This is a genomic window from Arthrobacter sp. NPDC097144 (assembly GCF_044762205.1).
Taxonomy (GTDB): Bacteria; Actinomycetota; Actinomycetes; order Actinomycetales; family Micrococcaceae; genus Arthrobacter_B.
In genome coordinates, this window is the sequence record NZ_JBIWDW010000005.1 from 85,549 (window position 1) to 104,849 (window position 19,301).

Annotated in this window: 21 protein-coding genes; 15 read left to right on the forward strand and 6 right to left on the reverse strand. The window is 64.2% G+C overall.

The annotated features are described in order from the left end of the window. Nucleotides 1–6: 6 nt before the first annotated feature. From ACIQXM_RS12890 to ACIQXM_RS12900, 3 genes are read right to left on the reverse strand one after another with little or no spacing between them, the layout of a single operon-like run. Nucleotides 7–1,125, reverse strand: a complete 1,119-nt coding sequence (locus ACIQXM_RS12890) for an FAD-dependent oxidoreductase (protein WP_400932074.1) — start codon at nt 1,123–1,125, stop codon at nt 7–9. 57 nt (nt 1,126–1,182) lie between these two features. After that, nucleotides 1,183–2,145: a phosphotriesterase gene (locus ACIQXM_RS12895; protein ID WP_400932075.1), complete on the reverse strand. Its 963-nt coding sequence runs from the start codon at nt 2,143–2,145 to the stop codon at nt 1,183–1,185. 39 nt (nt 2,146–2,184) lie between these two features. Continuing rightward, on the reverse strand, nt 2,185–3,207 hold the full coding sequence (locus ACIQXM_RS12900) for a phosphotriesterase (RefSeq protein WP_400932077.1): 1,023 nt from the start codon (nt 3,205–3,207) through the stop codon (nt 2,185–2,187). Between the two features lie 260 nt (nt 3,208–3,467). On the opposite strand from ACIQXM_RS12900, the gene ACIQXM_RS12905 reads away from it, so the two are divergent. From ACIQXM_RS12905 to ACIQXM_RS12920, 4 genes are all read left to right on the forward strand, one after another. Then, nucleotides 3,468–4,640 (forward strand): cytochrome P450, encoded by a 1,173-nt coding sequence (locus ACIQXM_RS12905; protein ID WP_400932079.1) that lies wholly within the window; start codon nt 3,468–3,470, stop codon nt 4,638–4,640. After that, entirely contained in the window at nt 4,637–4,831 is a 195-nt protein-coding gene (locus tag ACIQXM_RS12910; protein WP_400932081.1) for a ferredoxin, read from the forward strand. Before ACIQXM_RS12905 ends, ACIQXM_RS12910 begins: the two co-directional genes overlap by 4 nt. Nucleotides 4,832–4,851: 20 nt before the next feature. Beyond that, complete coding sequence (locus ACIQXM_RS12915) at nt 4,852–6,048, forward strand: NAD(P)/FAD-dependent oxidoreductase (protein ID WP_400932083.1); 1,197 nt, start codon at nt 4,852–4,854, stop codon at nt 6,046–6,048. Nucleotides 6,049–6,111: 63 nt separating this feature from the next. Continuing rightward, nucleotides 6,112–6,729, forward strand: a complete 618-nt coding sequence (locus tag ACIQXM_RS12920; protein WP_400932085.1) for a TetR/AcrR family transcriptional regulator — start codon at nt 6,112–6,114, stop codon at nt 6,727–6,729. A gap of 49 nt (nt 6,730–6,778) precedes the next feature. Here ACIQXM_RS12920 and ACIQXM_RS12925 read toward each other — a convergent pair whose 3' ends face one another. Both ACIQXM_RS12925 and ACIQXM_RS12930 read right to left on the reverse strand, forming a co-directional pair. Continuing rightward, a complete protein-coding gene (locus ACIQXM_RS12925; protein ID WP_400932087.1) occupies nt 6,779–7,276 on the reverse strand; it encodes a CarD family transcriptional regulator in 498 nt (165 codons plus the stop codon). A 228-nt stretch (nt 7,277–7,504) separates the two neighbouring features. Continuing rightward, nucleotides 7,505–8,221, reverse strand: a complete 717-nt coding sequence (locus ACIQXM_RS12930) for a GntR family transcriptional regulator (protein WP_400932089.1) — start codon at nt 8,219–8,221, stop codon at nt 7,505–7,507. A gap of 146 nt (nt 8,222–8,367) precedes the next feature. On the opposite strand from ACIQXM_RS12930, the gene ACIQXM_RS12935 reads away from it, so the two are divergent. The 10 genes from ACIQXM_RS12935 to ACIQXM_RS12980 all read left to right on the forward strand — a co-directional run bounded on the left by ACIQXM_RS12935 (nt 8,368) and on the right by ACIQXM_RS12980 (nt 18,221). Beyond that, entirely contained in the window at nt 8,368–9,360 is a 993-nt protein-coding gene (locus tag ACIQXM_RS12935; protein ID WP_400932091.1) for a sugar phosphate isomerase/epimerase family protein, read from the forward strand. Between the two features lie 46 nt (nt 9,361–9,406). Continuing rightward, entirely contained in the window at nt 9,407–11,182 is a 1,776-nt protein-coding gene (locus ACIQXM_RS12940) for a dihydroxyacetone kinase family protein (RefSeq protein WP_400932093.1), read from the forward strand. After that, nucleotides 11,179–11,667 carry a ribose-5-phosphate isomerase gene (locus ACIQXM_RS12945; protein WP_400932095.1) on the forward strand — a complete coding sequence of 163 codons (489 nt, stop codon included), beginning with the start codon at nt 11,179–11,181 and terminating at the stop codon, nt 11,665–11,667. Before ACIQXM_RS12940 ends, ACIQXM_RS12945 begins: the two co-directional genes overlap by 4 nt. A 56-nt stretch (nt 11,668–11,723) precedes the next feature. After that, nucleotides 11,724–12,668, forward strand: coding sequence for a 3-hydroxyacyl-CoA dehydrogenase family protein (locus ACIQXM_RS12950; protein WP_400932505.1), 945 nt, complete (start codon nt 11,724–11,726; stop codon nt 12,666–12,668). A gap of 11 nt (nt 12,669–12,679) precedes the next feature. Next, on the forward strand, nt 12,680–13,447 hold the full coding sequence (locus ACIQXM_RS12955; RefSeq protein ID WP_400932097.1) for an SDR family NAD(P)-dependent oxidoreductase: 768 nt from the start codon (nt 12,680–12,682) through the stop codon (nt 13,445–13,447). A gap of 11 nt (nt 13,448–13,458) precedes the next feature. Continuing rightward, the gene (locus ACIQXM_RS12960) at nt 13,459–13,584 is read left to right on the forward strand and encodes a hypothetical protein (protein ID WP_400932099.1); all 126 of its coding nucleotides are present in this window, start codon (nt 13,459–13,461) and stop codon (nt 13,582–13,584) included. 111 nt (nt 13,585–13,695) lie between these two features. After that, a complete protein-coding gene (locus tag ACIQXM_RS12965; protein ID WP_400932100.1) occupies nt 13,696–15,048 on the forward strand; it encodes an MFS transporter in 1,353 nt (450 codons plus the stop codon). Nucleotides 15,049–15,052: 4 nt separating this feature from the next. Continuing rightward, nucleotides 15,053–15,880 (forward strand): triose-phosphate isomerase family protein, encoded by an 828-nt coding sequence (locus tag ACIQXM_RS12970; protein WP_400932101.1) that lies wholly within the window; start codon nt 15,053–15,055, stop codon nt 15,878–15,880. A gap of 143 nt (nt 15,881–16,023) precedes the next feature. Continuing rightward, nucleotides 16,024–17,763 carry an MDR family MFS transporter gene (locus ACIQXM_RS12975; RefSeq protein WP_400932507.1) on the forward strand — a complete coding sequence of 580 codons (1,740 nt, stop codon included), beginning with the start codon at nt 16,024–16,026 and terminating at the stop codon, nt 17,761–17,763. Continuing rightward, the gene (locus ACIQXM_RS12980; RefSeq protein ID WP_400932103.1) at nt 17,760–18,221 is read left to right on the forward strand and encodes a MarR family winged helix-turn-helix transcriptional regulator; all 462 of its coding nucleotides are present in this window, start codon (nt 17,760–17,762) and stop codon (nt 18,219–18,221) included. The genes ACIQXM_RS12975 and ACIQXM_RS12980 overlap by 4 nt, the downstream gene beginning before the upstream one ends. A gap of 78 nt (nt 18,222–18,299) precedes the next feature. On the opposite strand, the gene ACIQXM_RS12985 is transcribed toward ACIQXM_RS12980, so the two are convergent. Beyond that, on the reverse strand, nt 18,300–18,578 hold the full coding sequence (locus ACIQXM_RS12985; protein WP_400932105.1) for a hypothetical protein: 279 nt from the start codon (nt 18,576–18,578) through the stop codon (nt 18,300–18,302). A gap of 45 nt (nt 18,579–18,623) precedes the next feature. Here ACIQXM_RS12985 and ACIQXM_RS12990 point away from each other — a divergent pair, with 45 nt between their 5' ends. Continuing rightward, nucleotides 18,624–18,989, forward strand: a complete 366-nt coding sequence (locus tag ACIQXM_RS12990; protein ID WP_400932106.1) for a VOC family protein — start codon at nt 18,624–18,626, stop codon at nt 18,987–18,989. The last annotated feature ends 312 nt before the right edge of the window (nt 18,990–19,301 follow it).

Consider the following 19,301-nt stretch of genomic DNA (forward strand, 5'->3'; position numbering starts at 1 on the left):
GGTCCTTTACTTGGCCGGAGCCTGCTCGGGGAACGCAACTTCTGCGGACTCCTGGGTCCAGCCCAGGCGGGAGAGGCGCTGCAGTTCGTCGGTGACCGGCTTGCGGTTGGCCTGGAAGAGGGCGAGGGCCGCCGGAATGGAATCGGCTTCCAGCAGGGCGTCGGCCAGTGCGCCGGCGTCCTGGATAGCGGAGTTGGCGCCCTGTCCCTGGTGGTGGAGCATGGCATGGGCCGAGTCGCCCAGAAGGGTGACGGAATCCGTGTGCCAGGCATCCACGGGATCAATGTCGTAGACGGACCGGCTGGTGACCCGGCTGATGTCCAGGTGGCGGGCAATGTCCACAATCCGCTCGTCGAAGCCCTCCAGGAGGGACACGAGGTAGTCGTTGGTGATCACCGGCGCCCAGGTGTCGTCGTCGGACCGGGCAGTGACGTCGTAGGAGACCTCGTTGCGGTGGCGCAGCGGCAGGTTGTAGGCCACAGTGCCGTTTTGTGCGATGTAGAAACGGGGGTTGTCATCGGTGACCAGACCAAAGGCGTCGTCCAGTGAGATGACGGTGCGGTAGGCGTGCTCGCCGGCGAAGACCGGAGCCCTGTCCGTGAACAGCTGTTGGCGGACCAGCGAACGGATGCCGTCGGCCCCAATAACCAGGTCGGCGGTCACGGAGTCGCCGTTTTCGAACGTCAGAGTGGAGCGGTCGCCGTGATCGGTAATGCCGCTGAGCTGGTAGCCCAGGTGCACCATTTCCGGGGGAAGCACGCCAAACAGGGCTTCAATGAAGTCGCCGCGGTGAATGATGCGGGTGTGGTTGGTCTGTGCAAAACCGTGCAGCTCCGGCCATTCCTCCTGGGCCAGGACCATGCCGCCGTCCGCGGTCACAATCTCCAGATGGTCGCTGGGTGCGCTCACTGCGGCAACGGCGTCGAAGATGCCCCACTGGCGGAAGAGTTCCACGGTGGCCGGACGCAGGCCAATGCCGGCACCCACCTGGCCAAACGCGGGAGCCTGCTCATAGACGTGGACGTTTTCCGCCCCGATGCTCTGCAGTGCAATAGCTGCGGCCGCGCCGCCGTAGCCCCCGCCCACAATGGCAATGTGCAGGTCTTTGAACTCTGAAATCTTCATGGTTGTTCGCTTTCATTTCTGCGGCGCCGGGCGCCGGCAAGTTTGGAAGGGGGCGTGCTAGGCGTGCAGGGACAGGAAGGTTGCGGGGTTTTCGACGAAGATGCGGTTGATCTGCGCCTCATCAAGGCCGTTGCTGCGCAGGTCCGGGATCAGGGTGTCGAAAATGTAGTTCACGGTGTGGCCCTTCACCCCGGGCCAGCCCAGCGGGCTGCAGTTGGCATCCGCGGAGACCAGGAGCTGATCCAGGTGGCCCTTTTCCACCAGGTTCAAAAAGTGGTCCAGGCGTTCCTTGCGGGGCCGGGCCCAGAAGGGCGGATCCTCCAGCTCGGTTTCATAGCCGAAGGTGTCGAAGCCGATCCGTCCGCCCTGGCCCATGATCCATTCGCTGGGCGTGTCCGCGGCGTTCAGGCCGTCGTCGGCATGCCCGAAGAGCACACGATTCAGCTGGAGGCCTTCCTCCGCGAAGATGTCGATGGCCGGCTGTGGATCGATGGCCAGATGCGTGAGGATCGGCACGCCGGTGGCGACGGCGGCGCGTGCCGCTGCACGGTAGATCCGCTTGTCCAGGTCGGTCATTCGGCCGCCGCGGCTCACGCCTACCTTGATAACCCCGGCCTTGCTGCCGGTGTTGCCTATTCCGACGGTGATTTCGGAGATGAAGACGCGGGCCAGGTATTCCACGGAAGCCCGGGCGAAGTGCGGCAGTGCCGTGTCCCCGCCAACAAATCCGGTGCACGCGATGATATTCACGCCGGTCTTGGCTGACAGGGATTTGTAGTAGTCAATGTCGCGGCCGTTGCAGATGCCCGTGGCGTCCACAAAGGTTCCGCCGCCGTTTTCATGGAAGCGGCGCAGCTTCGGCACCGTTTCCTGGTACCGCTGCTCCGGCGTTTTCCACCACTGCGAATCGAGCTCGGATCCGGGCATTCCGTAGCCAATATGTTCGTGGATGGCTACCAGGCCCAGCTCTTCAGCGGAAATGGCTCCCAATACAGTGTTTACTCTCGACAACGTCTTCACCTTCAAATAGAAAAATCCAGGGGCGTGCGCGGCGGAGGCCTAGCGCACCGACAGCAGGGCGCGGGGATTGTCCACCAAGATCTGCTGCGCATCTTCTGCACTCAGGCCCTGCGCCCTGAGGAAGGGCATGAACGTGGACAGGACGTAGCTAAACGGCAGGTCGTAGTCGGGCTGGCCCTTCGCGACGCCGATGGCGTTGCTGGCGAGCAGGATCCGGTCTCCGTGGCCGGCTCCGATTAGTTCCAGCACCAGGGCGGCGCGGGCGCGGTCATCCAGGTACCCGTCGTCGTCGTTGAGCCCCACGTGGTCCAGGCAGACGTAGGCTCCGCGGCGGGCCACTTTCAGTGCAGCACCGACGTCCGCAGCGTCCCGGCGGTCCAGGCCACCGACGAGTACACGCTCGGCCGGCAGCGATTCATCCAGGACAACATCAAGGTCATGGAGCGCGTCGGCTCCGTAGCGCAGCGATACCGGGACGCCCGTGGCCAGCGCCGTGCGTGCGGCGCCGCGGAACAGGCTTTCCTCGGTTGCCGTCATGCCGGCGCGGCCGGCAGCGGTGGCAACCAGCCCGGCCGGTGCACGCCGTTCGACCCGCGGCACCACCATGCCTTCCATGACCTCCTTCGAGAAAAGCCCGGCAAACTTCTCTGCCGGCCACGGGGTGGGCGGGTTGGTCTGCGGGGTGAGGAAGTAGCCGCCGAGCATTTCCTCGGGTCCCATGCCTGTGGACGCAATGATGGAAACGCCCGTGGCCCTGGACAGCGCCTCGTAGAGCTTGAGGTCGCGGCCGTGGAACATGCCGGTGCTGTCCACAATGGTGCCGCCGCCGGCATCCCGGAAGGTGCGCAGTTTTGCTGCAAGGACCTCGAAGATTTCAGCACGGTCCATGTTGATATCAAAGGCGTGCTCGGCGCCGGGAACCACGGAGAGCAGCGCTTCGTGGATTGCCACCGCTCCCAGTGCATCGACGGGAACAGGCCCCAGGACGGTATTTACGACGGCGGGTGTGGGGGCGGCGTGCCGGGACGTGCCGGCGACGTCGATGCCTGCGAGGTGGCTCACTGGCCTCTCCTTTGAAGCTGGGAATTGCGGACGAATGAGCCGGTGTGACCGGACCCACGCTGTCCGCTTGGTGTGCCCAGCATCACAGATATCTTTACATGATGTCAAACAAACATTCAGGGCGTAGGGCTACGGTCGATCAGTTGGGATTCTTGACACACTGTAAACATTCCGGCAGGGTGGAGCACCAACCTCCTCGATGCGGCAGGGGCCATGCGTGGCTTCCGCACCGAGGGCCACCAATTGCTAGGAGAGCTGCCGTGGCTGTACCTGCCTCATCAGACATCGATATCTGGGCGGATGACGTCCTTCTCGACCCCTATCCCACCTATGAGGCGCTGCGGGAGCAGGGCGCTGTGGTGTACCTGCCGAAGAACGACCTCTACGTCCTGACGCGGTATGACACCATCCGGGAAACCCTCGGGGACCCGTCGTCGTTCTCCTCGGCTTCCCTGGGGTTCAACCCAATGGTGAATGAGGCGCTGCAAGGCACCTCCCTGGCGTCGGATCCGCCGGTCCACACCCAGCTGCGCGCCACGCTGTCGGCGAACCTCACGCCGCGGGCCCTGCGCGGTCTCAGGGCCACCATCAATGAGAAGGCCGACCACCTGGTGGCAGAGCTGGTAAGGGGCGGGAACTTTGAAGCAATTGATGCCCTGGCCCGCGCATTCCCACTGGAGATTGTGGCTGACCTGATTGGCTTCACGGGTCACGTCAAGGAGAACATGCTGCGCTGGGGCCAGGCAGCCATGCAGGTCCTTGGCCCGCTGAATCAACGTACCCAGGAGAGCTTTCCCGTCGCGGGTGAACTGTATGAGTGGTGCTCCTCAGTCACTGCCGAAGATCTGGCGCCCGGCTCCGTGGGCCGCGGAATCTTTGATGCCGAAGTCCGCGGCGACATTCCTGCGGGTACGGCCGGCCACATCATCCATCAGTATCTGGGTGCCGGCGTGGACACCACGATTGCGTCCATCGGCAACATCGTCGCACTGCTCGGCCGTCATCCGGATCAGTTGGAATTGGTCCGGAACAACCCCGAACTGGTCCCGGCAGCCTTTGCAGAGGTCCTGCGGTATTGGGCTCCCATTCATATCTGGGGCCGGACGGCGACCCGCGACGTCGAGGTGGAGTCCGTGACGGTGCCCGCCGGAGCGCAGCTTGGCATCCTCTTTGGCGCCGGCAACCGCGACCCGCGCCATTACGTTGACCCGGATGTCTTTGACGTGACCCGCAACCCGGTGGACCATCTTTCATTCGGGTACGGTCCGCACGGGTGCGCCGGGCAGGGGCTTGCCAAACTCGAAGGGCATGCGGTCCTGGAGGCTCTGGCGCGGCGGGTTAAGGTCATGACGATTGCCGGGGAAAGCAGGCTGCCGAGCAATATCACCCGGAGCCATGAAGGTCTTCGTGTTGTGGATGTGGTGGCGGCATGAGGATCGAACTGGACCGGCCCCGCTGCGAGGGGCACGGACTCTGTGAGGAAGCGGCACCGAATCTGATGCACCTGGACGACGACGGCGAGCTGGTCATCAATGCCGCCGACGTAGAGGGGGCAGACCTGGAGGCAGCGAAGGCTGCGGCGCGGGTCTGCCCCGTCGCAGCCCTGCGTCTGTCCGCGCCGTGATAATGCGCCGCATAGTCGTAGTGGGCAACGGCATCGCCGGACTCACGGCCTGCGACTCGCTGCGCGCGGAAGGATTCGACGGGGAGCTGACCGTAATTGGTGCTGAAACCCACCAGCCCTACAGCCGCCCCGCCCTGTCCAAAGCGCTGCTGCAGGTGAATGCTGACCTTACCGCCCATGAGCTGCCGGCACCAACACACGGTGCCGCGGAGCTGCTCGGACACAGTGCTGCAGGCCTCGACGTCGAACGGCGAATTCTCCGCCTGGACGGCGGAGCGGAGCTGCCCTGGGACGGTTTGGTCATCGCCTCCGGTTCCCGGGCCCGCCGCCTGGCTCAGGATCAGCCGGGTCGGCGGAACGAGCCTGATCCGCAGGGACGGGACAGCCGGGAAGGCCCCTGCAGCGAGCTCACCCTGAGAACCATTGAGGATGCGGTAGAGCTGAGGCAACGGGTTGCCGGACGCCCTTCGGTCATCGTGATCGGCGGCGGCCCGCTGGGAATGGAAGTGGCCTCGGGCTGCCTGCAGGCCGGCTGTGAGGTGACGCTGGTGGCCGATGCGCCGCCGCTGTCCCGCCAGCTGGGGGAGCACCTCTCCGGTATTTTCACAGCCGCCGCAGCCGCCAAGGGGCTTCGGATTGTTTTGGGCGGCCGGGTCCGAATCGCCCGGTCTGCATCCTGCACCCGGGTCCTGCTTGCGGACGGCTCTGCGCTCGAGGCCGAACTGGTGATCAGTGCTGTCGGAGATGCTCCCAACGTGGACTGGCTCACCGGCTCCGGCCTGTTGGCGGACGGGCAACTGCGCACCGATTCCCGGACGCGCCTGCGGCCGAACATTGTTGCCGCCGGGGATGTGGCCTCATTTCCCACCCGCCGCGGTCCGTTGCGGGTGCCGCTGTGGACCAGCGCCATCGACTCGGCCAAGGCAGCCGCCGCAGGCCTGCTGAAAGGGGATGAGGCGCCGGAGCTGGACCTCTCTCCGTACTTTTGGACCGAAGGCTTCGGCCTGTCACTGAAAGCGGCCGGCTTCACCCCGGTGTCCGGCGCACCGGATTACACCGAGCCGGGCAAGGCGGACGGCTCCATGCTGCTGCGGTGGAACAGCGGCTCCGGAGGCGGCACCGCCGTCGCACTCAACTACCGCATCCCCGTTCCCAAGCTCCGCCGGCTTGCGGCCGGAACCGAAGTGCAGCGGCCGGTTGTTTTGAGCGGCAGCTAGTGGGGAAGCGGTGCCGGTTGGCAGGGACGGAAGGCAATCCCCGTGACTGCTAGGGTTATTTGCATGCCGTCACTGCGAGAAGCCCAGAAGCAGCTGACACGCGACACCATTGTTGAACGCGCCCTGGAGCTGTTCACCGAAAAGGGCTACGCCGCCACCACCATCGATGAGATCGCTGCGGCTGCAGGCACCACCCGCGTGACGTTCTATGCCTACTACCCTTCGCGCACCGACCTCATGAAGGATTTCATGGCGCGCGTGAACGCCGTGCTGGACCGCAGCGACGGCCCGGGGCCTTCGACCGCACCGGATCTGGTTGACGTCGTCCGTGTGGGCGAGCTGCCCGGCATCCTTGGCTGGCTTGAATCGCGGGCTGCGCTGTGGCCTGTCTTCCGTCCGTATCTGGACGTACTGAGCGACGCGGCAGCCGTCGATCCAGATGTGCGGTCCATGCTTGAGTCCTGGCACGAAGAGGTTATCTCCGACATGGTCAGAGGGATGGAGGCAGCCGGGCGCTTTCCGCCCGAGACACGGCACATCCGTGGAACCCTCGCGTATACGCAGCTCGATTACGTGGCCACGCTGTGGACCCGCCGCAGGCTGGAACCGAACCGGGATCACGCCCTCGACGTGCTGGCCGACAGCTGGCATCACCTGCTGTGCAAAGCTGGTCCCGCCTAAGTTCCGTACCTGCGGCCCGCCGGGCCACCAGCATGCCGAACCGGAATTCTCAGGATGCTTCCGGTTCAGAGACGGCGTTCCACACGGAGTCGATCATGCCGGACGCCTCGAGCTCTGAAATGCCCAGCGCCAGCGAGACTTCGGTTAGCAGCGGCCGGCGGGCATGCCGGAGCATTTCCCTTTCGGCCTGCGAGAGTCCGTGCGAGTTGCTGCGCAGCATCAGATTACGGACGACGGCGGCCAGAACCATGGGATCTCCGGTACCAAGCCGTTCGGTATTGTCCTTGAACCGCCGCGACCACTGCGCGTCCTCTTCGTCCGCCGGCGCCCGGAGGACGGCGAACAGGGCATCGAGCCCGGCCTGGTCCAGAACCGGCCGGAGGCCAACATGCTGTACTTGGTCCAGAGGAACCCAGACGAGCAGATGAGAGGACTGCACCTCAAGGACAATGCAGTCCTTGTGCAGGCGGGGGTGGGTTTGGAAGGAACTCACCACGGCCGGGCCGTGATGGGGATGGACGAGGATCTGACCCTTGGAAAATGGCAATTGAAACCTCCGGCAGACGCAGAAGGCCGGCTCAACGCCCCGGACGTTCAATGCTTTCCGGGACGGTTGTTTCATCGGTTCACCGGTAGCGGCGGTGAATGGTCCTGAAAGCACGGGCACCGACAGAACCGAGGGGGGAACCGCCTGCATCCGCGAGCCTGGCACGGTTTTTATTTTACCGTCAGCAGCCGCTTGTGCCGAGCCCTCGGGCGCTGCCGGAACCGGGGATCAGTGGATTCCGCCAACTGCGGCCGCGTCGGCAATCGTCCGTGCCTTAACCGCACGGATATGTTCCGCCATTGCCTCTGCGGCCGCATCCGGATTGCCGGCGCGCAGCGCGTCAAGGATCGCCTGGTGTTCGGCAATGGCGAAGTCAGCGTCAGTGATCCCAACGCCGGAGAAAAGCTGAAACCGCTGCAGCTGCCCGCCCAATGCGTTGTAGGCGGCCAGCAGGAACTGGTTGCCGGCCTGGCCGGCAATGAGTTGATGTAACCGCTGATCCGCATCCAGATAGTCCCGGAATTCAGTAAACGACGGCCCGCGGGGGGCGCTCTTCAGATCTTCAATGGACCGTTCGATCTCGGCGAGGGTCTCCGGCGTCAGGCGGTCACATGCGAGGCGTGCATTGGCCGGCTCAATCACCAGGCGGGCCTCCATGAGCTGTGCAAAGTCGTCCTGTGTGAATGCAGGAGCCACCCGGTAGCCCTTCAGCGCGACCCGGCGGACCATGCCGGTGTGTTCCAGGCGGGCGAGGGCTTCACGCACCGGAGTCGGCGAAACGTCCATATCCCGCGCAGTTTTGTCAATGCTCACAGCTGCACCGGGCTGGAGCCTGCCGTCCATAAGGCGTTCCACGAGGGCTTCGTAGACGTGGTCGGCCAGGACCTGGCGGCTGACGGGTCGCTCAGCCGATGCTTCAGGAACGCTGGAGGTGAGGCGTGTCATGGAAAAATCCTATAGGACCCGGCCGGCTCAGGATTACCCGCCGCAAAACCCCGCAGGGCCTTCAAAAAACACTTCAACTGTGACCTTGACAACATTCCCTCACCTACCAATCATATAGGAAACATGATTCCGTACAGGGGGACAGCGTGGTCTACACTGCCGAGAACTGGCCGATTACGGCAGCACTGCTCCAATTTCCGGGCATTGATGCTGAGGGAAGAGACATCAATGACGCCGACGCCGCCACGTGGGCGGACGTCTTGAGTGAGGTGAAAGAAGCCGGTTTCGCGAATGCGGACCTGACGGACAGCTGGGTCCGGCCGGGAGACCTCAGCTCAAGCCGGCTTGCTGAATTCAAACAGGCGGCCGACGACGTCGGGATAGGCATACCGGTCATTTCGGCTATCCGCCGCAGCGTGCTGGACGAGGCCAACTGGCAGTCCAACCTCAGTTACAGCCACCGGACCCTTGATGCCGCCGCGGAACTGGGGTGCGAGGTGGTTTCCTTTGGCCTCCACCAGGCCCTGACTCCCAAACAGCAAGAACAGCTGTGGTTCTGGACGGTGGAAGGCCATAAAGACCCTTCCAATGATCAGGACGCCTGGGACAGCGCCGTCTCGCGGCTCCGCGAGTTGGGCAGGCACGCTGCTGAGGCGGGCATCCTTATGTCACTTGAAATGTACGAGGACACCTATCTCGGAACGGCGGATTCCTCCGTCCGCCTGGTTGAGGAAATCGGCCTGGCCAATGTGGGGCTCAACCCGGACGTGGGTAACCTCATCCGCCTCCACCGGCCCATCGAGGACTGGAAGTACGTGCTGGCCCAAACGCTGCCGTACGCCAACTATTGGCACGTCAAGAACTACATCCGGGATGAGGATGTTGCCCGGAACAGCTTTGTTGCCATGCCCGCACCAATGGAAAGCGGACTCATCAACTACCGCGAGGCATTCAAGATGGCCCTCGCTGCGGGGTACCAGGGCATCATCTGCACCGAACACTACGGCGGAGACGGCCTGTCAGTGACAGCGTCCAACCAGGAGTACCTGAGGCGCCAGGTCCTGCCGAAGAAGGAGGGCTACGCCCTTGGCCGCAGCCGCGTTGCCCAGGGGCGGCAGCAGCCCGCCCTGCCCGCCTGACTCGCCCGTTCCTCCCCCTAATCCCGCTCAGACTCGATGAGGAGCCATGACCAGACTTTTTGACAATCCAGCGGACTTCGCTGAAGAAGCCCTGGACGGTTTTGTTGCCGCCCACCGGAACTACGTTGCCCGGGTGGACGGCGGTGTTGTCCGTGCCACCGAAGTGCCGGATGGGCAGGTTGCCGTGGTCATAGGCGGCGGCTCAGGCCATTACCCCGCCTTTGCGGGGCTGGTGGGCCCCGGGCTGGCCACCGGTTCGGCCTGCGGCAACATGTTTGCTTCCCCCTCTGCGGGGCAGGTATACCGCGTGGCCAAAGCTGCAAGTGCCGGCGGCGGGGTCCTGTTCAGCTACGGCAACTATGCCGGCGACGTGCTGCACTTTGACCAGGCTCAGCAGCGCCTGAATGCCGAAGGGATCGAAACACGGACCGTTACCGTGACGGATGACATCGCCAGCGCCTCGGAGGACCAGCTTGCCCAGCGCCGGGGCATCGCCGGAGATCTGGCGGTGTTCAAGATTGCCGGAGCCGCGGCCGAAGCAGGCATGAGCCTGGCCGAGGTGGAACGCCTGGCCATCAAGGCCAACCACCGGACCCGGTCCCTGGGCGTGGCCTTTGACGGCTGCACCCTGCCCGGCTCCGCTGACCCGCTGTTCCACGTTCCCGCCGGGCAGATGTCGCTGGGCCTGGGCATTCACGGGGAGCCCGGGATTTCCGAGCACGCCATGCCCACGGCGTCGGAACTGGCAGAGCTTTTGGTCAGCCGCCTTCTGGCGGACCGGCCCGCCGAGGGCGCCGGCCGGGTGGTGGCCATCCTCAATGGGCTGGGCACAATCAAGTACGAGGAGCTCTTCCTTCTGTTCGGAAAGGTGGAACGCCTGCTGACCGCTGCCGGGCTCACCGTGGTGGAGCCTGAATGCGGAGAGCTCGTTACCAGCCTGGACATGTCCGGGCTGTCCCTGACCCTGCTGTGGCTTGACGATGAACTGGAACAGCTCTGGGCGTCCCCCGCGAACACTCCTGCATTCCGAAAAGGAAACATCGACGCCCACGCGCGGCGCACCGACGTCGCCGGGGATACGGTGCAGGCGGAGGAGATACATGAGGCGGGAACCCCCGCGGCCGCGGAACTTAGCCGTGCTGCCGCCGCGGTGCTGGCGCAGATCCGGGACACCGTAGCGGCACATGAGGAGGAACTGGGCAGCCTCGACGCGGTGGCGGGCGACGGCGACCACGGCATCGGCATGCGGCGCGGCATCGAGGCTGCTGTTGCCGCCGCCGAACAGAAGGCCGCCGAAGGCAGCTCGGTGGAGCAAGCCCTCCTGGCTGCGGGCGAGGCGTGGAGCGAACGCGGCGGAGGAACCTCAGGGGCACTGTGGGGTGCCGGCCTGAACGCCGCGGGCATGGCCCTGGGCAACCGGAAGTCCTACGGCAGTGAGGATGCGGTTGCAGCCGCGGATGCCTTCGCCGACGCCGTCACTGCCCTGGGGAAGGCTGATCCCGGTGACAAGACAATGGTGGACGCCATGCTGCCGTTTCGGGATGCCCTGCGGAGCGGGCTCGCGGACGGAAACACCCTTGAGACTGCCCTGGTCTCAGCCGCAGCCGCCGCTTCCCGGGCTGCAGCGAAGACAGCGGAGCTCCGCCCCCTGAAAGGACGGGCCCGCCCGCTGGCCGAAAAAAGCATCGGCCATCCGGATCCCGGCGCTGTGTCCTTCGCCCTCATTGGCGAGGCGCTCGCCAACTGTATTGCGTCGATCCGGGATTCCGGAACGGCTGACCGCGAACCGGCTGCAACAGCCGGAAAAGGAGCTGACTCATGAGCGACACGGCCAAGTGGCGCATCGTCATCGGCAACGACTCTGCCGGCTTTGAGTACAAGGAAGCCCTGAAGACGCTGCTCGAAGCAAACGCCAATGTGGCGTCGGTACTGGATATCGGAGTGGCGGACAGCGGGTCCACCGCCTATCCGCATGTGGCTGTGGAAGCTGCACGCATGGTTGCCGCCGGAGACGCGGACCGGGCGCTGCTGATCTGCGGCACGGGTCTGGGGATGGCCATATCGGCCAACAAGGTCCCCGGCATCCGGGCCGTCACCGCCCACGACAGCTACTCCGTGGAGCGTTCCGTGCTGAGCAACAATGCCCAGGTGCTGACCCTGGGGCAGCGGGTGATTGGCCAGGAACTGGCCAAAAAGCTCGTGGGGGAGTGGCTGCAGTACCGCTTTGACGAAAGTTCCGCCTCGGCCGCCAAGGTCGAGGCGATCACCTCTTACGAATCCGATCAAACGAAAGCAGCGCAGCCGTGAGCACCTTCGAAAACAGTGACGCCGAAGCGTCGGCAACCCGTCCGCCGTCGGCCGCCCTGGAAATCGCAGTGGTCGGCTCCGGCTACATGGGAGGCGGCATTGCCCAGGTCCTGGCCCTTGGCGGAGCCCGGGTGGCCCTCGCTGACGTCTCCGCCGCGGTGGCGCAGGCCAGCTACGAGCGGCTGCTGGCGGAATCGGACCAGTTCGTGGCGGACGGCCTATTTCCGGACGGTGCCACGGAAATCCTGAAACAGAATCTCTGGGCGGCCGGCACCATCGAGGACGCCGTGGCAGCGGCCGACTTCATCGAGGAGGCCGTGCCCGAAGTTGTCTCGATAAAGCATGAGACCCTTGCCCGCATCAGTGCAGCTGCACGCCCGGACGCCATCATCGGCTCGAACACTTCAACCATTTCCATTGCCGAGCTCTCTGAGCCGGTGATCAACCCCGAACGCTTCCTCGGAGTGCACTTCTCCAACCCGTCACCGTTCATTCCCGGCGTCGAGATCATTCCGCACGCCGGCACCTCCGCCGCCACGGTGGCAACGGTGCGGAACCTGGTCCACTCCGCCAACAAGCAGACGGCCGTGGTCAAGGATGTCACCGGTTTTGTGCTGAACAGGCTCCAGTACGCATTGTTCCATGAAGCCGCGCAGCTGGTGGAACAGGGCATTGCCTCACCCGACGACGTGGACACCCTGGTGCGCACCACGTTCGGGTTCCGCCTGCCCTTCTTTGGACCCTTTGCCATAGCTGACATGGCCGGGCTGGACGTGTACAACTTCTGTTACAAATCGCTCCAAAAGGAATTCCCCGAGCGCTTTGCCACCCCCAAAATCCTCAGCGATCTTGTGGAGGCGGGAAAGCTGGGAACAAAGACCGGTGCAGGGTTCCTGAACGTGCCGGCGGAACGGACACCCGAGCTGATTGCCTACCGCAATAAGGCGTACGTGGCCATGCAGAAACTGCTCGACGACCTGGGTCCCGCACCCATCAGCTAGAGGAGGATCCCGTGACCGCGTTTCCCCTGGAACGAACTGCCATTGTTACCGGTGCCGTCTCGGAGCGGGGCATCGGACGCGCAACCATCAACTATCTGGCCGCGCAGGGCTGGAATATCGGCGTCATTGACCTGGATGATGCACGGTGCCGGGCGACGGCAAAGGACATTGCGGCCTCCTACGGGGTCCAGGCCGCGGGAGCGGGTGCGGATGTTTCTGACGAAGCCTCCGTCCGCGCCGCCATTGATGAGCTGGAAGCTGCCCTTCCGCAGATTGTGGCGCTGGCCAATGTGGCCGGTGTCAGCTCACCCGTTCCCTACCTTGAGGTGGACGCAGCTGAATGGGACCGCGTGCTGGGGATCAACCTGAACGGAGTCCATTACGCCACCCGGCGCGCAGCCGAGTCCATGGCCCGGGACGGTGTGGGCCGGATCGTGAACATTTCCTCGGTCTCCGCCCAGCGCGGGGGAGGAACCTTCTCCAAAACGCCCTACTCGGCGGCGAAGGCCGGAGTGATCGGCCTGACCCGCGCCACCGCCCGTGAGCTGGGCGAATTCAACATCACCGTCAACGCCATCTCCCCGGGACCCATCGATACGGACATCATGGGCGGAACGCTCAGTGAGGAACGCAAGGAGGAACTCACCCGGGACCTCGTGGTCAACCGCATCGGTTCGCCCCGGGACATCGCCGCAGCCATCGCCTTCCTCATCAGCGAGGATGCCGGTTACATTTCCGGCCAAACGCTGAATGTGGACGGCGGTCTCTACATGCACTAGGAAGGACACCCATGCCCCAGCGTCCGATACCCGGCGGTACCGGGATCCGCGCGTGGACCCGGTCCCGGAAGATCTACCTGGCTGCTGGTGTGGCCGCCTGCCTGCTGGGGATCCTCCTCATGGCCTACCCGCGCTAAGAAGCCTGCACTTCGCACCACGCACCCGCTCGTCACTTACTCGCTCACTCACACATCGCGTCACCCGCATGCAGCAGTTTGCCCGGCTGTCCTACTCAATGAGGAGTTCACTTGTCTGCCGCCAGCACCTCAACCCAAAAGCTCCTGGACTCTCCCGTCCTCAAATCCGCGATCCGGAAGTCATCCTTCCGGCTCATGCCGATGCTCGTCATCCTGTACGTAGTGGCTTTCCTGGACCGGACCAACGTGGGCTTCGCCGAGGCGGCCCTTGAAGTGGACCGCGGCATCACGGCCGGCGCCTACGCCCTGGGAGCGGGGATCTTCTTCATCGGGTACGCCCTGTTCGAGATTCCCAGCAACCTGCTGCTGACCAAGTTCGGCGCCAAGGTATGGCTGGCACGCATAGCCATCACCTGGGGGATCGTCTCGGCGTCCTTTGCCTTTGTGCAGGGGGAAACCTCGTTCATTATTCTGCGGTTCCTGCTCGGTGTGACGGAGGCCGGACTGTTCCCCGGCGTCATCATGTTCCTGGCGGCGTGGTTCCCGAATAAGGTCCGCGTCAAGATGTTCGCCATCTTCTACCTCGCCCAGCCCTTCTCGCAGATGCTGGGTGCACCGCTCTCCGGGTGGCTGCTCAACATCGGCGAAGGGATGCCCGGTGTCGAAGGCTGGCAGGTCATGTTCTTCGTGGAAGGCTCCCTCGCCGTCCTGGCCGGCATTGCCGCGTTTGTCTTCCTGATTAACAGCCCGCAGGATGCCAAGTTCCTTGAGAGCGACGAAAAGAAGGCTCTCCTGGACGTCATGGCACTGGAGGACACCGTCAAAGAAGAAGCCGGACCCCGCGGCGTCTTCGCTGCCATGAAGAACGGCCGTGTCTGGTACTTCACGATCATTTATTTCTGCCTGCAGATCGCCGTCTACGGCGTCACTTTCTATCTCCCCCAACAGGTGGCGCAGCTGACGGGACAAAAGGTGGGCCTTGCCGTGGGTCTGCTGACCGCTATTCCGTGGTTCTTCGGCATCTTCGCGTGTTTCCTCATCGGCCGCGCGGCCAACACGATAGTCCGCCGCCGTGTCTGGGGTACCGGGTTGTTCCTCTCCACCGGGCTGTGCATCTTCGGCTCGGCCTGGGCAGGTGCAAACCAGCAGCCGGTGCTGGGCATCCTGTTCATTACGCTTGCGGTCTGCAGCTTCCTGGCCATCGGCCCCATCGCCTGGTCCTACCCCACGGCCTTCCTGACGGGGACCGCCGCAGCTGCCGGAATCGGCCTCATCAACTCGCTGGGAAACCTCGGCGGCTTCGTGGCTCCGATCCTGCGCACCTCGGTCAACGAATGGGCGGCCTCGGACACGGGCACCATGGGTGTCTACGCGCTGGGCGTCCTGCCGTTCCTTGGCGCCGTCATGATGTTTGCCACCAAGAAATTCCATACCAAGGCCGATGACCTGCTGCCCCGGAAGTAAGGCCATGCCTTCCGCTCCAGGTCCGGATGCCACTCGTGCCGCGGGCAGCGTCCAATATGTCGGCGTCAGCACCAAGATGTACCTGGGCTACAGGGAGAGCCTGCGGTGGCTGAAGGAACTGCGCGAAGAAATAGACGCCCGCCCGGCCCTGCACGCCGGGCGGGTGGTCCCGTTTGTCATTCCTTCCTTCCCCGTGCTCCCCGCTGCCGCCGAGATCCTGGCCGGTTCGCCGGCAGTGCTCGGCGCGCAGAACTGCGGCTGGTCGGACGGAGCCTGGACCGGGGAAGTCTCACCGGGAATGCTGGCGGAGCTGAACGTCCGTTTTGTGGAGATCGGACATGCTGAACGGCGGAAGCACTTCGGTGAAGACGCCGCCATGATTGCCCGCAAGGTTCGGGCGGCCGACGGCGAAGGCGTCGTTCCGCTGTTGTGCGTGGGGGAGGAGCGCCACAGTGATGCAGACGAAGCAGCACAGGATCTCTTCGGACAGATTTCTTCCGCCGTGGAGAACAACTGGGCCCTGGCCGCCAGGATCGTCATTGCCTACGAACCGGCGTGGGCCATAGGTGCAGCTGAACCCGCGGCGGCGCAGTATGTTTGCGCTGTCGAGGCGCTGCTGCGGCAGCATTTGGCCGGAGCCGGCCTTAAACACGCGTCAATCATCTACGGCGGGTCGGCGAAGCCCGGACTGCTGCCGCAGCTGGTGGGCGTGGACGGCTTGTTCCTGGGCCGCTTTGCCCACCGCGCGGCGAACTTTGGAACAGTACTGGATGAAGCGCTGGGCAGGGCAGATTCCATGGTGCCAAGTGTCCCGCACCACAAAATTAGTTGACTAAGGGCAATTACTTATATAGTTGATCTAAATCAACTACTAGCAGGAGCCCGATGTCCCCCGAAGAACGTCCCCCCATCGCAACGTCCGAAAAGGATTCCAAAGCCAAGGCGCCCAAGCGGACCGCCTCGCCGGACGGCAGCATGACGCATAAGCAGGTGCTGGAATCCCTGTCCGGCCTGCTGCTTGGCATGTTCGTCTCGATCCTCGCCGGTACGGTGGTTTCCACCTCGCTGCCGCTGATCATCTCCGACTTGGACGGCAACCAGTCCGCCTACACCTGGGTGGTTACGGGAACGCTTCTGGCAACCACCGTTTCCACTCCGCTGTGGGGCAAGTTTGCAGACCTCTTCAACCGCAAGCTGCTGATCCAGCTCGCGCTCGGGGTCTTTGTGCTGGGTTCGGCACTGGCCGGTTTCTCACAGGACACCAACACGTTGATCGTCTTCCGCGTGCTCCAGGGCCTGGGCGCCGGCGGTCTTGCCGCCCTGAGCCAGATCATCATGGCGGACATCATCAGTCCGCGTGACCGCGGAAAGTACGCCGGTCTCTTCGGTGCCGTCATGGCTGTGGGAACCGTCGGCGGACCGCTGCTGGGCGGCGTCGTCACCGATGCCTTCGGCTGGCGTTGGAACTTCTTCATCGCCCTGCCCGTGGCTGTTGCCGCGATTATCCTGCTCCAGCTCACCCTGCACCTGCCCAAGCACGCCAAGCGCAAGGTCCACATCGACTACTTGGGTGCTGTCCTGATCGCCGGCGGCGTTTCGCTGCTGATGATCTGGGTAACGCTGGCAGGCAACCAGTTCGGCTGGGCTTCCCTGGCTTCCTTCCTGATGGTCGCCGGCTCGGCCGTACTCCTGGCCGCCGCTGTCCTGGTGGAGTTCAAGTCCCCGGAGCCGATCATTCCGCTCTCCATGTTCAAGAACCGCACCTTCACGCTCGCCGTAGTAGCCAGCATCTCCGTGGGTGTGTCCATGTTCGGAACCTCCGTGTTCCTGGCCCAGTACATGCAGCTGGCCCGCGGTGCAACGCCCACCCAGTCCGGTCTGCTGACCATCCCCATGATGGCCGGCCTGCTGATTGCTTCCACTCTCTTCGGTACGATCATCAGCCGCACCGGCAAGTGGAAGGCCATCATGATTTCCGGCGGCGTCCTGACCGTTGCGGGAACCCTGCTGCTGAGCACCCTGGCGTACGACACCAACCTGGTCCTGGTGGGCATCTACATGGCCGTCCTTGGCGCCGGCCTCGGTATGCTCATGCAGAACCTGGTCCTCGTGGTCCAGAACTCGATTGAAGTCAAGAACCTTGGCGTTGCCACCAGCGCCGTCACCTTCTTCCGCAGCCTCGGCGGTACCGTCGGCGTCTCCGTGCTCGGCTCCGTGCTGGGTACGATCGTTTCCTCGCACATCAAGGACGGCATCACCGCGCTGGCTCCGGCCGATCAGGCTGCAGCTGCCGCCGCCCTGGGCAGCGGGACCATCCCCAAGGTCTCGCAGCTGCCGGACGCCATCGCCGTTCTGGTGGAGAGCGCCTACGGCGTGGGCGTTGGATCGGTCTTCCTCTATAGCGTGCCGCTGGCCGTCATCACGCTCATTGCCGTGATCTTCCTTCCCAACGCCAAGCTTGGGCAGCAGAACGCCGTGCAGCTGAAGAACGCTGCGTCAACACAGGCCTCTGCCGCGGAAACACCCGCTGCAGTGCAGGTCCCCGCCGCTGCCGCTGCGCCTGAGGCAGACGCTGCACCCCGCAAGGGGCCCCGGCACCGTGCCGATGTTTCCCCCGCTGAGCTTGCCCTGGCCGAGGCAGCCACCGGGGCTGTTGCCCTGGTGGATCCGATCTCTCCGGTCGGGATGGCACAAGAGGAAACCAGTTCCAAGTGACATTGCAGGATACGAGCCGTGCCGAAGCCCTGCGGGAGGTGGAGGAAAACATTCGACTGCTGGCTGACAGCGTCCGCGCCAGCATGCGCGACGCCGCCAAGGGCATTGATCCGGCTCTGTCCCTGTTCGGGCTCAAGGTGCTGCAGCTGCTCAAGCGGATGGGTTCGCTGCACTCCGGAGCTGTGGCGGAACACCTGATGGTGGACAAGAGCGTCATCAGCCGGCAATCGCGCCAGCTGGAAGAACTCGGCCTCATTGAGGTGCTGCCCGATCCCCGGGACGGGCGTGCGCGACTGCTGGTTCTGACAGCTGCCGCTGAAGAACGTGTGGCGGCAGTGCAAACCGGAGTCATGCTGGACCGTGACGTGCTGGAGACCTGGTCGGCGGAAGAACTCCGCGACTTTGCGGGGTATCTGGCCCGTCTGGGTCCGCGACGCAAGCTGGCGGACGCGGTCTGACCGCACTTCGCACAAAAGAAGCCGGACCCCTCGGGGTCCGGCTTCTTTTTAATCTGCGCTTGTCTTCTACGGCCTGTTCTAGGCGGCGCCTGCCGGGCCGCTGTCCGCCGTGCCGGAGGCCTTCTGCGTCCTCTTCCGGCTCCGGGCCGAGAGCATCGAAAACGCGGTGCTCAGCACAAAGAACTCGCTGACGAACCCCAGGGGCCCGGCAGGCAGGGGAGCGAACTGGTGGTAGAGCACCAGTGCGGACACCATCAGGATCAATGGATGCAGGCGGAGGATCCACTCAGCCGGTATCTCACGGGGCCAGGGAAAAAACCCTTCTTCGGCAGCGGTATCGGCGCGGGAATTCTTCATGGCACCATCTTGCCAGACTTCACCCGTAGCCCTATGGTTCCTGCCATGGCTATCGCCCGCTACCCCAACACCGTCATCGACTGCCCCGACGCCGTCGCCCTTGCCACCTTCTACGGTGCCCTCCTTGACTGGAAGGTGAGCCTGCATCAGGACGACGCCAACTGGGCCGAGATTGCCGACGTCACCGGCCAGCGCTTCAGCTTTCAGCAGGTGGAAAACTACTCGCCTCCGGTCTGGCCGGACCAGGAAATTCCGCAGCAAATGCACATCGACGTGGATGTTGATGACCTTGATGCGGCCGAGTCAGCAGTGCTGCAGCTCGGTGCCACCAAGCATCCGCACCAGCCCGGCACAAGTTTCCGGGTCTTCCTGGATCCGGCCGGACACCCGTTCTGCCTGTGCCAGGGCTGACGCGGAGCCAACCGGAAGCCCGCGACCCAGATCCCGCGGCCCAGGGACCAGGGGCCACACACCCCGTCCTTGAGGTAACGGGCGGGAACTCCGCGGGCAATGAGTGAGCGGGGCCGGACTGCAGGAAAAGCAGCGGCCCGCACAGGTGATGCCGGCTGGGTTCACCCGGTAGCGTCCTCCGCCTGAGAGGGAAACAGTGGGCAGGACCTCTTGACGCGCGCCAAATATGAACATAGTCTCAATCGAAATGAACACAGATTCATTTTTGACGAACATCTGTTCATTCTCTTCCGTGCAGCTTGTCCACAGGGC

Bases quoted from the DNA above. Each gene is read 5' to 3' on its own strand.
- ACIQXM_RS12890 (WP_400932074.1), bottom strand. From the start codon at position 1,125: ATGAAGATTTCAGAGTTCAAAGACCTGCACATTGCCATTGTGGGCGGG.
- ACIQXM_RS12910 (WP_400932081.1), top strand. From the start codon at position 4,637: ATGAGGATCGAACTGGACCGGCCCCGCTGCGAGGGGCACGGACTCTGT.
- ACIQXM_RS12920 (WP_400932085.1), top strand. From the start codon at position 6,112: ATGCCGTCACTGCGAGAAGCCCAGAAGCAGCTGACACGCGACACCATT.
- ACIQXM_RS12930 (WP_400932089.1), bottom strand. From the start codon at position 8,221: ATGACACGCCTCACCTCCAGCGTTCCTGAAGCATCGGCTGAGCGACCC.
- ACIQXM_RS12940 (WP_400932093.1), top strand. From the start codon at position 9,407: ATGACCAGACTTTTTGACAATCCAGCGGACTTCGCTGAAGAAGCCCTG.
- ACIQXM_RS12945 (WP_400932095.1), top strand. From the start codon at position 11,179: ATGAGCGACACGGCCAAGTGGCGCATCGTCATCGGCAACGACTCTGCC.
- ACIQXM_RS12960 (WP_400932099.1), top strand. From the start codon at position 13,459: ATGCCCCAGCGTCCGATACCCGGCGGTACCGGGATCCGCGCGTGGACC.
- ACIQXM_RS12970 (WP_400932101.1), top strand. From the start codon at position 15,053: ATGCCTTCCGCTCCAGGTCCGGATGCCACTCGTGCCGCGGGCAGCGTC.
- ACIQXM_RS12975 (WP_400932507.1), top strand. From the start codon at position 16,024: ATGACGCATAAGCAGGTGCTGGAATCCCTGTCCGGCCTGCTGCTTGGC.
- ACIQXM_RS12985 (WP_400932105.1), bottom strand. From the start codon at position 18,578: ATGAAGAATTCCCGCGCCGATACCGCTGCCGAAGAAGGGTTTTTTCCC.
- ACIQXM_RS12990 (WP_400932106.1), top strand. From the start codon at position 18,624: ATGGCTATCGCCCGCTACCCCAACACCGTCATCGACTGCCCCGACGCC.